Genomic DNA, 15,100 nt, shown 5'->3' on the forward strand with positions numbered 1-15,100 from the left:
GCGGTCGCTTCGTGAGGTCTCGCAGACCGCCCGTACCTGTCACAAGGACTGTAAGCCCTGTGAGAGGTATGGACGGTCTGCGAGACACCAGCGGTTGTGGTTGCGTTGTCGGGCATTTCGAGTCGAGCAGAGTCATATGGTTGCTGCGGAAGATCTTTTGGCGACCATATGACTCTGCTCGATCGGTGGCCCGATGTTGGCAACCCACTTGTCACGTGACGGTGTGACGCAAGGGTGTTTCAGGGTTGGTAGCGGCGGTGATCGGTGGCGAAATCGTCGGCGATGGTGGCGGCGAGTTCGACGTAGGCGCGTTTGGTGTGTTTGTGCAGGCGGTGCAGATCGATCTCGGCGCCCTCGGACATGTGCGCGTCGAACGGGATGATGTGCACGGCGCGGCACCGGGACAGGAAGTACTCCCGCAGCTGTTGGATGCCGACATTCGGGGATCCGGCGCGCGGCGAGTTGATCACCACCACCGCGTTGCGGACCAGATGATCGTGTCCGTGCAGCGACAGCCAGTCCAAAGTGGCTGCGGCACTGCGGGCGCCGTCGATCGCGGGGGAGGAGATGAGCACCAGTGAGTGCGCCAGATCCAGCACGCCCGACATCGCCGAATGCATCAGTCCCGTACCGCAGTCGGTCAGGATGATGTTGTAGAAGCGCTGCAGGATCCGGGCGACCGCACGGTACTCCTCCTCGCTGAACGCCTCCGATGCCGCCGGATCGCGTTCGCTGGCAAGCACTTCCAGGCGACTGGTGGCCTGCGAGGTGTGCCTGCGCACATCCGAGTAGCGCTGGATCGACGGGTCGAGCAGCAGATCACGCACGGTGGACCTGGTCTGCAGTGGCACCCGCTGGGACAGCGTGCCGAAGTCGGGGTTGGCGTCCACCGCGATCACCCGGTCGCCGCGGATCGACGCGAAGATCGAGCCGATACCCATTGTGGTGGTGGTCTTTCCGACACCACCCTTCAGCGACAGCGTCGCGATCCGGTAGTCGCCGCGCACGGGTTGCCGGATCCGGGCGACCAGCTCCTGCAACCGCAGTTCCTCCGCGGACAACCCGGGATTGATCGCGCCACCGGACACGTGATGCACGGCCTTACGCCAGCCGCTGCCCGGCGACTTCTTGGCCCGGCGCATCGGCACATCGTCCAGCGATGGCGGCGGACCCGACTGGTATTGCACGCCCGGCTGGTACTGACCACCGACCGGTCCCGGCGGACGACCCCACTGGCCCGGCGGTTGCGGCGGCGCGGGCGGTGTCCCACCCGGCGCCTGGCCACCGACCTGCGGTCCGGCGAATCCGCCTGGCGCACGCGAAGAAACCTCGGGCGCTTGCGGTCCCGGCTGATCGTTGCCAGGTGCTTGTCCGCCGGCAGATGGTGCTGTTTGGCCCGGAGCTTGGGCTGCCGGTGCGGCTTGGTTGTGCCATGGAACGCCAGGTGCGGGCGGTCCTGGCTGTTCGCTGACTGGTGCTTGTCCGCCCGCGGACGGTGCTGTCTGGCCCGGGGTTTGGGCTGCCGGTGCGGCTTGGTTGTGCCAAGGAGCGCCGGGCACCGGCGGTCCTGGCTGCTCGCTGACCGGTGCTTGCCCGCCGACGGATGGTGCTGTCCGGCTCGGGGTTTGGGCTGCTTGGTTGAGCCACGGGACGCCAGGTGCGGGCGGGCCGGGCTGTTCGTTGCTTGGTGCCTGCCCGCCGACCGCCGGTGGCCGACCTACGGACTCGTCTGCCCACACCGGCGCCGCGGCGTTGCGCCACGGCTCACTCGGTGCCGGTGCCGGTGCCGGTGCCGGTGCCGGTGCCGGTGGTGCGGGCTGCTCGCTGCTCGGGGCCTGACCGCCGGACGTCTGCGGCGGGTATCCGGTCGGGCCGCCCGGTCCGCTCTGATTCGCCGGTGCGTACGGCCCAACCGGCGGCTGCGGGAGGTCATTGCGAGGCTGCGGCTGTCCGCCGGGGCGCTGCGCCGACTCCTCGGGTGCACCCGGCAGCCCGTCGATCTCGGCGGGCAGGCGATGCCGACCGCTGGCGGACGGCCGTGTCGCTCCGGTGTTGGACGAGGGCACCCAACCGGGTGCCTGGAGGGAGTTGTCGCGTTGTGGCTGACCGGATTCCGGGCGTTCGGCGCCTGATGTGGCAGGTTCGGCCGGTCGGGCGGGCAGCGGCGGGACCGCTGTGCCGTTCGCACCTGGTTGCACGGCGGACGGGCCGGCCGGTCGTTCAGGCGCGCCGACGGTGTCGCCGGGTGACGACTGTCCCGCTGCCGGGGCGATCGGGCTCGATGGTGTCGAACCCGCGGCGGGTCCACGGCTCGGAAGTTCCTGTCCCGGTGCGGCGGCAGGAGGTGTCGTGGCGCTGGCGGCGTTCTCCGCACCCGACCGCTCACGATCCGGTGCCTGCGGTGCGCGTCCCTGCGGCCCGGTTACGGGCGCCGCCGGGGGAACGACGCTGTCACCGGGTGCGCGGCCTTGATCCTGCGGCCCGGGTCGGGTGGGCGGCGCCGAAGATGTTGGCGCACTCGGTCGTTCGGCGGCATTGTCGCCCGGTGCCTGCGGTATCCGGCTTGCGGCAGGCGGCTCTTGTCCGCGTACCGGTGCGTCGGGTCGTGCCTGCGGTGTCTGCTCGGCGGACGGAGCCGTCGACGAGCCGCCTTGCGCCGGTGGCGGATCGGGCAACGGTGGGGGATCCGGCAGCGGTGGCCGACGCGGCGGTGCGGCCGGTGCGGTCGTCGCCTGCTCGGGCCGCGGTCCGGCCAGCCACGGCGGCGGGCCATCGGGCTCGGGCGGCGCGTAACGCTCCGCGGGAGCCTGCGGCGCATTGGTCGCGGCTTGCGGCGGCGCATCCGGAATGGGCGGTGACGCCTGCGGCGGCGGATCCGGGAGCGCGGGTGGCGGCGGCAGATCCGGCCGGGCGGGCTGGTGCCGGGTGGCCGGGTCGGTCGAGACGGGCGGCTCGGTGGCAGCGCGACTGCCCAGCGGTTGGAAGGCCGGGGGCGGCGGGCCGGGGTTCCGGGTGGGCAGTCCCTGTGCGGGTCCGCTGGTGCGCTGCGGCGGTGCCTCGGTCCGCGCAGCCGGTGCCTCCGGACGCTGTGCCGGTGCTTCGGTACGTTGCGGCGGACCGGCCTGCCACACGTCATCCGTACGCGGTTGCACGTAGGCATCCAGTCCAGGCTGACGCCACGGGTCCGCGCGCGGACTGTCGGGCTGCGGCGGCTCCGGCGAGCGGGAACCTGCCTCGGGTGTGCGACCGTGCGGGCCGGCCGCGGGCTGCTGCTCTTCGGTGGCCGGGGTGTCGTTCTTGTCCCGGCGCCAACCCTTGCGCTTCTTGTCTTGACGTCGGCGGCTGGGTCTCTCGTCGATCACATCGTCGGAGGGAAGGTTCTGCACCGGCGCTTCGTAGCCGACCTGTGTGACATCACTCTCGGACAGCCACGGCGGCAGCATGGGGAGGCCGTCATTATTGCGGCTCAACACATCCCCCTCGAATCTGCTCGACCCTCTTTACCTGGACAGCGGTCAGTTTACGCGACGTCCGGACATCGCAGAGGGGCAGGAGGCCAGGGCGCTGCGGCCCTCGATTTCGTGCTCTGATCGGGGCGGAGAGAGTACCGGCGGGAGCTACCACCGACACCCATTTTTGCCGGAACCATCCGGTACCGGTAAGCTGGAGCGGCGGTGCACCTATGCGCCGACTGTTTGCATGTCGTCGGTCAGTTTCGGCCGATTGATCCATGTAAGCAGAAACAAGCCAAACAAACCAGGTTGAGCGTAACCGGGATCGCGGAGGACATGGCGAAGAAAGACGGGGCCATCGAGGTCGAGGGTCGAGTTGTCGAGCCGCTGCCCAATGCGATGTTCCGGATCGAGCTCGAGAACGGTCACAAGGTTCTCGCGCACATCAGCGGGAAGATGCGGCAGCACTACATTCGTATCCTCCCCGAGGACCGCGTGGTCGTCGAGCTTTCCCCATACGACCTGTCACGCGGCCGGATCGTCTACCGCTACAAGTAAATCGAATCGGGCGATCTCTCCTCGCGGAGTGTGCCCGGGTCGATTCACTTCGGTGAGGTGAGAAGTTCGCCTGGCCGTGCAGGACCGTCGCTCGACAGAGCGGCACAACAGACTTCCCCAGCGAAAAGGCTGGGGAAAAACTGTGTTCACACCCGTGTGAACCACAACAAGATTGGACGGACGTGAAGGTTCAGCCGAGCGTCAAGAAGATCTGCGAGAAGTGCAAGGTGATCCGCCGTCACGGTCGGGTCATGGTGATCTGCGACAACCTGCGCCACAAGCAGCGCCAGGGCTGATCAAGCGGGAGGCAACTCCCGTCGATCACCAGCCGGGCACCGATCACTGATCGGCTTGGCCAACTAAAGAAGAACTCCCAGCTCCAGCCGCACGCTGCGGTATTCCGGGTTCGCTCGGAAGGCGTGTGCGCCAACCACCGGTACGGAGGCCGGTGCCCCACCAAGACGAGGGGACGGACAGGGAGCAGACCTCCGCAACAGCTAAGGAACCTGCCACATGGCACGTCTCATGGGCGTTGATCTCCCGCGTGAAAAGCGCATGGAGATCGCGCTGACTTACATCTACGGCATCGGCCGTACCCGCTCCAAGGAGATCCTCGCGGCCACCGGCGTCAGCCCGGACCTGCGCAGCAAGGACCTCAGCGACGATCAGGTGACGCAGCTGCGTGACTACATCGAGAGCTCGCCCGAGCTCAAGGTCGAAGGTGACCTGCGCCGCGAGGTGCAGGCCGACATCCGTCGCAAGATCGAGATCGGCTGCTACCAGGGTCTGCGCCACCGTCGTGGGCTGCCCGTGCGTGGTCAGCGCACCAAGACCAACGCGCGCACCCGCAAGGGCCCGAAGCGCACCGTCGCCGGCAAGAAGAAGTAGGGGATAACCGATGCCTCCGAAGTCCAGGGCCTCCGGCCCCAAGAAGACCCAGAAGTCGCGTCGCCGGGAAAAGAAGAACGTCCCGCACGGCCACGCGCACATCAAGAGCACGTTCAACAACACCATCGTGTCGATCACCGACCCGGCCGGAAACGTCATCTCGTGGGCGTCCTCGGGCCACGTCGGCTTCAAGGGTTCGCGCAAGTCGACCCCGTTCGCCGCGCAGCTCGCCGCCGAGAACGCTGCCCGCAAGGCGCAGGAGAACGGCGTCAAGAAGGTCGACGTCTTCGTGAAGGGCCCGGGTTCGGGCCGCGAGACCGCGATCCGTTCGCTGCAGGCCGCGGGCCTGGAGGTCGGCACGATCTCCGACGTCACCCCCCAGCCGCACAACGGCTGCCGTCCGCCCAAGCGTCGTCGCGTCTAGCGGGAAAGGAAAGAGATAAAAAATGGCTCGTTATACAGGCCCCATCACCCGCAAGTCGCGTCGTCTGCGCGTCGACCTCGTCGGCGGCGACCAGGCGTTCGAGCGTCGCCCGTACCCGCCCGGCCAGCACGGCCGCGCGCGGATCAAGGAGAGCGAGTACCTGCTCCAGCTGCAGGAGAAGCAGAAGGCTCGCTTCTCCTACGGCGTCATGGAGAAGCAGTTCCGCCGGTACTACGAAGAGGCCAACCGCCTCAAGGGCAAGACCGGTGACAACCTGCTGCGTCTGCTCGAGTGCCGCCTGGACAACGTCGTGTACCGCGCCGGTCTGGCCCGTACCCGTCGTCAGGCTCGCCAGCTCGTCAGCCACGGCCACTTCCTGGTGAACAACCGGAGCGTCAACGTTCCGAGCTTCCAGGTGACCCAGTACGACATCATCGATGTCAAGGAGAAGTCGCTGGGCACGCTGCCGTTCCAGGTTGCGCGCGAGACCGTCGGCGACCGGCCGGTTCCCGGCTGGCTGCAGGTCATCCCGGGCCGTCTGCGGATCCTGGTGCACCAGCAGCCCGAGCGCGCCCAGATCGATGTGCCGCTCTCGGAACAGCTCATCGTCGAGTACTACTCGAAGTAACACGCTGCTACACGGTGCGTGATCCATCTAGTCGGTGGATCACGCACAACCCCTAAAACGAGGCGTCAAATAGCGGGCGCCCAAACAGGAGGATGATCCTAAATGCTGATTTCACAGCGTCCGACACTGACCGAAGAGGTCGTTGCCGAGAACCGCTCGAAGTTCACCATCGAACCGCTCGAGCCGGGTTTCGGTTACACCCTGGGCAATTCGCTGCGGCGTACCCTGCTGTCCTCGATTCCGGGGGCCGCGGTCACGAGCATTCGTATCGACGGCGTGCTGCACGAGTTCACCACCGTCCCGGGCGTGAAGGAAGATGTCACCGACATCATCCTGAACCTCAAGGGCCTGGTCGTGTCCTCGGAGGAGGACGAGCCGGTCACGATGTACGTGCGCAAGCAGGGCCCCGGCACCGTCACCGCTGGTGACATCGTGCCGCCGACCGGCGTCGTCGTGCACAACCCGGACATGCACATCGCCACCCTGAACGACAAGGGCAAGCTGGAGATCGAGCTCGTGGTCGAGCGCGGTCGCGGCTACGTCCCCGCCGTGCAGAACAAGGCGTCCGGTGCGGAAATCGGCCGGATCCCGGTGGATTCGATCTACTCGCCGGTGCTCAAGGTGACCTACAAGGTCGAGGCCACCCGTGTCGAACAGCGCACCGACTTCGACCGTCTGATCCTGGACGTGGAGACCAAGAACTCCATCAGCGCACGGGACGCGCTCGCCTCGGCGGGCAAGACCCTGGTCGAGCTCTTCGGCCTGGCCCGTGAGCTCAACGTCGAAGCCGAAGGCATCGAGATCGGCCCGTCGCCGGCCGAGGCGGACCACATCGCCTCGTTCGGTCTGCCGATCGAGGACCTGGACCTCACCGTCCGGTCCTACAACTGCCTCAAGCGCGAGGGTGTGCACACCGTGGGCGAGCTCGTCGCCCGCACCGAGTCGGACCTGCTGGACATCCGCAACTTCGGCCAGAAGTCCATCGACGAGGTCAAGGTCAAGCTGCACGCGCTCGGCCTCTCGCTCAAGGACAGCCCGGCGTCGTTCGATCCTTCGTCTGTGGTGGGTTACGACGCGAGCACCGGAACGTGGAGCGACAGCGGCACGTTCAGTGACACCGACGGTGGCGAGCAGGACTACGCCGAGACCGAACAGCTCTAGGCCAGACGCGGGGTAGGCACCCCGGCCCGGCCTCACACAAGGAGAACCAACAATGCCCAAGCCCAAGAAGGGTGCTCGCTTCGGCGGGTCGGCGTCGCACCAGAAGGCGATCTTCGCCAATCTGGCGACGGCGCTCTTCGAGCACGGTCGAATCTCGACCACCGAGTCCAAGGCCAAGGCACTGCGTCCCTACGCCGAGAAGCTTGTCACCAAGGCGAAGGCAGGCACCCTTGCCGACCGTCGCGAGGTGCTCAAGGTGATCCGCAACAAGGACGTCGTGCACGAGCTCTTCGCCACGATCGGCCCCTCGTTCGAGGGTCGCGAGGGCGGCTACACGCGCATCACCAAGACGCTGCCGCGTAAGGGTGACAATGCGCCGATGGCCATCATCGAGCTGGTCCGGGAGAAGACCGTGACCAACGAGGCCGACCGCGCTCGCCGGGTCGCCTCGTCCAAGAAGACCGAAGAGGCCCCGGCCGCTGAGGTTGTCGAGGACAAGGCCGACGACGCTGTTGCCGAGACCGCTGAGGTCGAGGCCCCGGCTGCCGACGAGAAGGCCACCGAAGACAAGGCCTGAGGATGCCCGGCGTTCGCGTCGGAGTTTCTGATCGAGCCCGCCGCCCGCATTCCGCGGGTCGGCGGGTTCGTTCGTTGACCAGGAGATCGAAGTGAGCGCGGAGGACTCGATGCTGTCGGCTAGCTCGTCGTCGAACTCGGCTGGGCCGGAGCAGGATTCGGCTGTGCCGGGGCTGGATTCGGCCGAGCCGACGCGGGATGCGGCGCCGGTTGACGCGACCGCCCGGTTCCGGCTCGACATCAGTTACGACGGAACCGATTTCACCGGCTGGGCGCGCCAGCCCGGCCTGCGCACCGTGCAGGGCGTGCTGGAGGAGTCGCTGAGCAAGGTGTTCCGCGAGCCGGTGCAGCTGACCGTCGCGGGTCGCACCGACGCCGGCGTGCACGCCGAAGGGCAAGTCGCCCACTTCGATACGACCGCCGAGCTCGACCCGGCCAGGCTGGTGCACCGGATGGCGCGTTTCCTGCCGAAGGATGTGCGGATCAAGGATGTTCGCCTCGTCCCGGCCGAATTCGACGCTCGTTTCTCGGCGATCCGCAGGCATTACGCGTACCGGCTGACCACCGCTCCCTATGGCGCCGAACCGCTGCAGGCCCGCAGCATTGTGGGCTGCCGCCACGATGTCGATATCGATGCCATGCGCGCGGCGTCTCGAAAGCTGTTGGGCCTGCACAACTTCGCGGCCTTTTGCCGCCGCCGCGAGGGCGCGACGACGGTGCGGGAACTTCAGCGCTTCGACTGGGAACACGACGGCGACCTGCTCACCGCGTATGTCAGCGCGGATGCCTTCTGCTGGTCCATGGTTCGCAGCCTGGTCGGTGCCGTGCTTGCGGTGGGTGAGGGACGCCGCACGCCGGACTGGGTCGGCGGCCTGCTGAACGAAACCGAGCGCTCCAGCTCGGTCACCGTGGCTCCTGCGCACGGTCTGAGCCTGATCGCCGTCGACTATCCCGCCGACGCGGATCTTGCCGCGCGCAACGCGCAGACCAGAGAAGTGCGCACCGTGCCGTCGGGTGAAAGTTGTTGCGGGGGCTGAATTTCTAGCCGACACTGCGCCCGCGCCGCACAACCGGCTGCGGCGCGGGCGCGGAGTCGTTCAGTTGGACGATCCGGCTTCGATCGTCTTCTGCTGCGAGGACCCGCTGGCGACCTCGATGCGGCGCGGCTTGGCCCGTTCGGCGATCGGAATCGTCACGGACAGCACGCCGTTGTTGTATGCGGCGCTGATCTTGTCGGCATCGACGTTGTCGCCGAGGCTGATCTGGCGCATGAAATTGCCCGCGAAGCGCTCGGAGGCGATCCACTGGACGCCTTCCTCGCTGGGTGCGCTGCGCTGCGCACGCAGGGTCAGGGTGCCGTTGTCCACGCTCACATCCACCGAGCCGGGATCGACTCCGGGCAGGTCGGCGTGCAGGACGTAGTGGTCACCCGCTTTGAACAGATCCATCGGCATGAATCGCGGGGCGCGGGAGGAACCCGCGGTCTCACCGAGCAGCTGGCGCGCGACGGTGTCCATGTCATGGAATGGATCGAACCTCAGCACAGCAATCACCTCCATTTCACCTGTGGCGACGCCTGCCACCGCGGTAGGCGCCGGTAGCTGTGCACCACCAAAGTTAGCACTCTCGACCCGCGAGTGCTAACGATTCGGGGCAGGAATTTTTGTGGATCTGGGCCGGAATAGGAAGGGCGGCACGGTGGTTCCGCAAAGCATGACAATCGAGGGCCTCGGACGATTCGGTGTGTGGCGGGCGTACAACCTCTTCAGCCCGGAAGACGCGCAGGAGCTGGAGAAATCCGGCTATGGGACGCTCTGGCTCGGCGCGTCGCCGCCCGGGGATCTGTCGACCGTCGAGCCGTTGCTCGAGGCGACGGAGACAATCAAGGTGGCCACCAGCATCGTGAATATCTGGGCCGTGCCCGCGAAGGAGGTCGCGGAGTCGTTCCACCGGATCGACGCGCGCTTCCCCGGACGCTTCCTGCTCGGTATCGGTGCGGGGCATCCGGAGCACACCGGCGAGTACCGCAAGCCGTACGACGCCCTCGTCGAATACCTCGACGTACTGGACGCTTTGGACGTGCCTGCAGAGCGCCGCGCCGTGGCCGCCCTCGGCCCGCGGGTGCTGAAGCTGGCCGCGCAGCGGTCCTTGGGCGCGCTGCCCTACTTCGTGCCGTCCACGCATACCGCGCAGGCCCGGGCGGAGATCGGCCCGGATGCGTTGATCGCGTCCGAGCACAAGGTCGTACTGACCGACGACCCGCAGCAGGCGCACGCCGTCGCAGAGGGGACCGTCGGGTTCTACCTGGGCCTGACGAACTACGCCTCGAACCTGCGCAGGCTCGGCTTCACCGACGAAGAACTCGCCGATCCCGGCAGCCGGGTGTTCGACGCCGTCATCGCGCACGGCAGCCCGGAGCACGTCGCCGCCGAGCTCACCGCGCACCTGGACGCGGGTGGCAACCACGTCGCGGTGCAGGTCCTGAACGAGGACTACCTCGCCGGCCTGCGCACGCTGGCACCGCTGCTGAACGGCTGAGCCGGCACCGCCGCAAAGTTCTGCATCGCACCTCGCACAAGGCCGCAACCTTGTGCGAGGTGCTTTTGTGTAGAAGATCTCCACTGGATTAGGTAGGAGCCCTGACACTCCTAAGGGACTGTTAGGAAGGAGCTCTGGGCATTCCCTTGCCGCTGTGACAGCAGACACACTCGGTCTCGGCTGACGCGCTGATGCGTCGAAGAAGGAGATCTTGTGACTACGACAAAGCCCGTGGGCGAGCGGCGGGTCGTCGCGAACGTGCTGCGCGGATCCATCGGCAACCTCGTCGAGTGGTACGACTGGTACGTCTACGCTGCGTTCAGCATCTATTTCGCGAAAACGTTCTTCCCGTCCGGTGATCCGACCGCGCAGCTGCTGTCCACCGCCGCGGTGTTCGCCGTCGGCTTCCTGATGCGCCCGCTCGGTGGCTGGCTGCTCGGACGCTACGCCGACAAGTACGGTCGGCGTTCCGCGTTGACCCTGTCGGTGACGGTGATGGCGAGCGGCTCGCTGCTGATCGCGGTGACCCCCGGCTATCAGACGATCGGCATCGCGGCGCCGGTCCTGCTGCTGCTGGCCCGACTGCTGCAAGGCCTCTCGGTCGGCGGCGAATACGCCACCAGCGCAACATATCTGTCCGAGGTGGCCTCGGCGGGCAAGCGCGGGTTCTACTCGAGCTTCCAGTACGTGACGCTGGTCGCCGGCCAGCTCGTCGCGTTGGGCGTGCAGATCATCCTGCAGCAATTCCTCGACAAGGCCCAGATGTACGACTGGGGCTGGCGCATCCCGTTCGTCATCGGCGCGGCCGCCGCGCTCATCGTGATGTGGCTGCGGCGCAGCATGGACGAGTCCGCGCAGTTCGAAGCGGCGGCGGCCGAGTCGGTCCCGCTGGTGAACAGCATGGGCGACGCGGTCACGGCGCCGAGCACCGCGCCGCGCGGCTCGCTGCGGATGCTGATGCAGTACCCCCGCGAATGTCTGCTGGTGGTCGGCTTGACGCTCGGCGGCACCGTGGCTTTCTACACGTATACGACGTACATGCAGAAGTACATGAAGCTGAGCGTCGGCATCCCCGAGGAAACCGTCTCCTGGATCAACTTCTTCGCCCTGCTGGCGTTCGTGGTGCTGCAGCCGTTGGCGGGTGCGTTGTCCGACCGGATCGGGCGGCGCAAGCTGCTCATCTTCTTCGGTGTCGCGGGCACGCTGCTCACCGTGCCGATCATGACGATCCTCGGGCAGACCAAGAACCCGATCGGCGCCTGGGCGCTGATGATGGGCGCGCTGGTGATCGTCACCGGCTACACCTCGATCAACGCCATCGTGAAGGCGGAGCTGTTCCCGACCAAGATCCGTGCGCTCGGCGTCGGCCTGCCGTACGCGCTGACCGTCGCGATCTTCGGCGGCACCGCCGAAACGATCGCCTTGACGCTGAAGAAGGCGGGCCACGAGTCGGTCTACTTCTGGTACGTCGCGGGGTGCATCGCCATCTCGCTGCTCACCTACCTGTTCATGCGGGAGACCTCCGCCTCCTCGACCATCGAAGCCGAACAGGCCGCCGCCGACGCCGGAACTGGGACCGGTGCCGGGACGGCCGAGCCGGAACGTCGGCTCACCACTGCGTGACCGACGGCCCGGCGCACGCGCCGATTCGCCCATCGTGGGAGGATCGGCGCGTGCGGCTTGCGGTGGTCGAAGATGACGACGGCGTCGGTGACGCGCTGGTCGAGGCGCTGAACGCCCGTGGTTACCGGGCGGAGCGCAAACGGCGCGGCGCGGACATCCTGATGACGCACCGCGGTTACGACGCGATCATTCTCGATCTCGGGCTGCCCGACGGGGACGGCTTGCAGGTGCTGCGGCAGTTGCGCGAAGTGAGTCAGGTGCCGGTGCTCATCCTGACCGCGCGCAGCGACGAACGTTCGATCGTGCGCGGGTTGCGTGGCGGCGCCGACGACTATCTGGTGAAGCCGCCGCGGATCGCGGAATTGATGGCGCGGCTGGAAACGGTCACCCGGCGGGCGGCCGCCGCGGCGCAACCGGCGCAGGCGGTGGTGGTCACCGGTGACGTGCGGGTGGATGTGCAGGCGCGCCTCGTCGAGGTGGCCGGTGAGCCGATCACGTTGACGCAGAAGGAGTTCGAGCTGGTGCAGGCGCTGGTGGAGCGGCCGGGCGCCGCGGTGAGCCGCCAGCAGCTGATGGACCGGATCTGGGGTGACGCGTTCGTCGCGGTGTCCCGGTCGCTGGACGTGCACATGACCGGGTTGCGCGCCAAGCTGAATCGGCCGGGACTGATCACCACCATTCGCGGCTACGGGTATCGGTGGGGGCAATGACCAGGGGCAGGCCATGCGGCGCCGCCTACTCATCGCGCTGACCGTGTTCGCCGCGATCGCGGTGCTGGCGTTCGCCGTGCCGCTGTCGTTGACGGTGGCGACGAGCCGGACCCAGCAGCTGGTGCTCGCCCGCTCCGGCGATGCCGACCGGTTCGCGAATCTCGCTGCCGCCGCCTCGACCTCGGGGGATAGCCGGGCACTGTCCGACGAGGTGGGTCGCTATCACGAGCTGTACGGCGAAAACGTGCTGGTGGTCGATGCGAAAGGAGCGACGACCGCCAATGGTGGCGCGAGTATCGACGACCCGGAGATCGGTGCCGCGGTGGCGGCGGCGCGGCGCAATCAACGTCCGCACGCGGTGGCGCAGCTGACCCCGTGGGGTGCGCCGACCATGCTGATCGCGCGCCCGGTCGGTACCGGGGTGCAGGTGAGCGGCGCCGTGGTGATCCAGGCGTCCACCGCGCGGGCCCGCGCCGACATCGCGCGCACGTGGGCGTTGATCGTGCTCGGCGGCGTGATCGCGATGGCGCTGTTCACTTTGCTCGCACTGACTTTGAGCCGCTGGGTGCTGCGGCCGCTCGGGGCGCTCTCGCACGCCGTCGCCGATCTCACCGCGACACTGCCCAAGCCGCGGGCCGAGACGGTTGCAGCGAAACATCCGGCGTCGATCGCTACGCATCACGGTGGGCCGCCCGAAATGCGTGCTGTGGCCGAATCTTTCGACGCCATGGCGCTGGCCGTCGCCGACTCGGTGGATGCGCAGCGTCAGCTGGTGGCCGATACCGCGCACGCCATGCGGAACCCGCTGGCCGCGTTGACGATTCGACTGGACTCGCTGGAGCCCGCGATACCGGACAAGGCGGCGAACACCTTTCGCAGCGCCGCAGCCGAGGTCGAGCGGCTGACCGCGTTGCTCGACGGGCTGCTCACTCTCGCCGTCGCCGAAACTCCCGCCGCCTTCGACGCGGCTAGGCTCGCTGCAGACGAGAACCATTGCGACGCGGTCCAGGTGGTCGCGGACCGCTTCGACGCGTGGTGTTCGGCGTACGACGCGGCGGGGCAGGAACTGCGGATCGGTCCGTCGATCGAGCACGCCGACGTCGCGGTCTCCGCCGACGCGCTCGCCCAGATTCTCGATGTGCCACTGAGCAATTCGTGCCGCTACGCGGGATCCGGCGCCCGGACGGTGCTCACCGTCGCGGGCGAGCCTGGGTGGGTCACCCTCACCGTCCACGACAACGGCGCCGGTGTGCCCGCCGACGAGATCGATCGGCTCACCACCCGCTTCTTCCGCGGCTCGACCGCCGTCAGCGGCGGCTCGGGCCTCGGGTTGCCTATCGCCGCTGCCCTCGCGCAAGCCCGTGGTGGGACCCTCACCGTCGAAACGGTCCACCCCCACGGACTTGCTGTCCACATCCGGCTGCCGGCTGCGGAGCTGCCATGACAGCGCACTGGAACGGGTTGATGCGGGCGATATTCGGTGTGCGGCCAGCTCGGTATCGCGGTCCGTATCCAGCTGCCTTGGGTGAAACGCGCCGGACCGAACGCTGGAAGTGGCGGGTGATGCTCGGCTCGGTGGCCGAGTGCCGAAGCCGGCCCCTGGTGGCGCCATGGTGACGATGGGACGGCGGGGATTTCTTGCGCTGACCGGCGTGGCCGCGGCAGGCATCGCCGGGTGCGGGCCGAGTGGAGGCGGGCCGGTGGTGCGGTTGGCTTCGGGCGAGGTGGGCGGGTTCTATTACGCGTTCACCGGACTGCTCGCCGCCGCTGCGGCTCAGGAAGGCGACGTGCGGATCGAGCGGGTGACCACGTCGGGGTCGCAGGAGAACTTGGCGATGCTGGCGGGCGGGCAGGTGGACGCCGCGTTGGCACTGTCGGATTCGGTGGGGGATACGACCGACCGGGTGCTGGCGCTCGGCCGGGTGTATGAGAACTATCTGCAGCTCGTGGTGCGGTCGGACAGTGCGATCGGCAGCGTCGCACAGTTACGGGGCGCCCGGGTGAATCTCGGTGCCGACGGGTCCGGGGCGGCGTTGACCGGTGACCGGATCCTGCGGGTGGCGGGGCTGAATCCTGAAGTGGACGTGCAGGTTTCGCATCGGCCGCTGCGGGCGGCGATGGCGGAGCTGGCAGCGGGGGAGGTGGACGCGTTGCTGTGGGCAGGTGGCGTGCCGACGAGCGTGCTCGAAATCCCCGCGCGTATGCGGCTTGTCGACATGGGGGACCTCGCTGTGCCGATGCGCGAGCGGTTCGGACCGGTATACGACCGAGTGGAGATCCCCGCCGACGCCTACCCCGGTGGTGTCGCCGTACACACCATCGGAGTGGCTAACCTGCTGCTCGCCGCCGCATCCATGCCCGAGCATGTCGCCGCATCGATCGTCGAACTCCTGGTATACCAGGCGGATTCGCTGGTGCCCACCGAAGCGGCGGGCACCCAATTCCTGGACGGCCGTTCCCTCATCGGCACCGCCCCCGTGCCACTGCACCCCGGCGCCGCCGAGGTCTACCGCCGCTGGCACGGCTAGCCTCCCGTTGGCTT

The 15,100-nt window shown here is 67.8% G+C and carries 15 protein-coding genes; 13 read left to right on the plus strand and 2 right to left on the minus strand.

Features of this window, described 5'->3' with window-relative positions:
- Positions 1-239 precede the first annotated feature (239 nt).
- Positions 240-3,470, minus strand: coding sequence for a nucleotide-binding protein (locus tag DBO33_RS44655; RefSeq protein ID WP_407670486.1), 3,231 nt, complete (start codon positions 3,468-3,470; stop codon positions 240-242).
- A 318-nt stretch (positions 3,471-3,788) separates the two neighbouring features.
- Here DBO33_RS44655 and infA point away from each other — a divergent pair, with 318 nt between their 5' ends.
- From infA to truA, 8 genes are all read left to right on the plus strand, one after another.
- Positions 3,789-4,010, plus strand: a complete 222-nt coding sequence (gene infA / locus DBO33_RS06445) for a translation initiation factor IF-1 (protein WP_003418601.1) — start codon at positions 3,789-3,791, stop codon at positions 4,008-4,010.
- A gap of 182 nt (positions 4,011-4,192) precedes the next feature.
- Positions 4,193-4,306: a 50S ribosomal protein L36 gene (gene rpmJ, locus DBO33_RS06450; RefSeq protein WP_011207363.1), complete on the plus strand. Its 114-nt coding sequence runs from the start codon at positions 4,193-4,195 to the stop codon at positions 4,304-4,306.
- Between the two features lie 217 nt (positions 4,307-4,523).
- A complete protein-coding gene (rpsM, locus tag DBO33_RS06455) occupies positions 4,524-4,898 on the plus strand; it encodes a 30S ribosomal protein S13 (RefSeq protein ID WP_014981767.1) in 375 nt (124 codons plus the stop codon).
- A gap of 10 nt (positions 4,899-4,908) precedes the next feature.
- The gene (gene rpsK, locus DBO33_RS06460; RefSeq protein WP_040731638.1) at positions 4,909-5,322 is read left to right on the plus strand and encodes a 30S ribosomal protein S11; all 414 of its coding nucleotides are present in this window, start codon (positions 4,909-4,911) and stop codon (positions 5,320-5,322) included.
- 22 nt (positions 5,323-5,344) lie between these two features.
- Positions 5,345-5,950 (plus strand): 30S ribosomal protein S4, encoded by a 606-nt coding sequence (gene rpsD, locus DBO33_RS06465; protein WP_107654203.1) that lies wholly within the window; start codon positions 5,345-5,347, stop codon positions 5,948-5,950.
- Positions 5,951-6,052: 102 nt separating this feature from the next.
- Entirely contained in the window at positions 6,053-7,111 is a 1,059-nt protein-coding gene (locus DBO33_RS06470) for a DNA-directed RNA polymerase subunit alpha (protein WP_014981770.1), read from the plus strand.
- 52 nt (positions 7,112-7,163) lie between these two features.
- Complete coding sequence (gene rplQ, locus DBO33_RS06475) at positions 7,164-7,688, plus strand: 50S ribosomal protein L17 (RefSeq protein ID WP_107654204.1); 525 nt, start codon at positions 7,164-7,166, stop codon at positions 7,686-7,688.
- Positions 7,689-7,797: 109 nt separating this feature from the next.
- Positions 7,798-8,724 carry a tRNA pseudouridine(38-40) synthase TruA gene (truA, locus tag DBO33_RS06480; protein ID WP_407670600.1) on the plus strand — a complete coding sequence of 309 codons (927 nt, stop codon included), beginning with the start codon at positions 7,798-7,800 and terminating at the stop codon, positions 8,722-8,724.
- 60 nt (positions 8,725-8,784) lie between these two features.
- Here the strand turns inward: truA and DBO33_RS06485 are convergent, their stop codons facing one another.
- A complete protein-coding gene (locus DBO33_RS06485) occupies positions 8,785-9,231 on the minus strand; it encodes an Hsp20/alpha crystallin family protein (protein ID WP_107660031.1) in 447 nt (148 codons plus the stop codon).
- Positions 9,232-9,400: 169 nt separating this feature from the next.
- Between DBO33_RS06485 and DBO33_RS06490 the strand changes: the two genes are divergently transcribed.
- The 5 genes from DBO33_RS06490 (at position 9,401) to DBO33_RS06510 (ending at position 15,086) form a co-directional block, all read left to right on the plus strand.
- A complete protein-coding gene (locus DBO33_RS06490; protein WP_107654205.1) occupies positions 9,401-10,225 on the plus strand; it encodes an LLM class F420-dependent oxidoreductase in 825 nt (274 codons plus the stop codon).
- Positions 10,226-10,438: 213 nt separating this feature from the next.
- Positions 10,439-11,848 carry an MFS transporter gene (locus tag DBO33_RS06495; RefSeq protein WP_107654206.1) on the plus strand — a complete coding sequence of 470 codons (1,410 nt, stop codon included), beginning with the start codon at positions 10,439-10,441 and terminating at the stop codon, positions 11,846-11,848.
- A 50-nt stretch (positions 11,849-11,898) separates the two neighbouring features.
- Positions 11,899-12,558, plus strand: coding sequence for a response regulator transcription factor (locus DBO33_RS06500; protein WP_107660032.1), 660 nt, complete (start codon positions 11,899-11,901; stop codon positions 12,556-12,558).
- Between the two features lie 13 nt (positions 12,559-12,571).
- The gene (locus DBO33_RS06505; protein WP_107654207.1) at positions 12,572-14,002 is read left to right on the plus strand and encodes a sensor histidine kinase; all 1,431 of its coding nucleotides are present in this window, start codon (positions 12,572-12,574) and stop codon (positions 14,000-14,002) included.
- Positions 14,003-14,168: 166 nt separating this feature from the next.
- Positions 14,169-15,086 (plus strand): TAXI family TRAP transporter solute-binding subunit, encoded by a 918-nt coding sequence (locus DBO33_RS06510; protein WP_107654208.1) that lies wholly within the window; start codon positions 14,169-14,171, stop codon positions 15,084-15,086.
- Positions 15,087-15,100: the final 14 nt, after the last annotated feature.

The organism is Nocardia suismassiliense, from assembly GCF_900269665.1.
Taxonomy (GTDB): Bacteria; Actinomycetota; Actinomycetes; order Mycobacteriales; family Mycobacteriaceae; genus Nocardia; species Nocardia suismassiliense.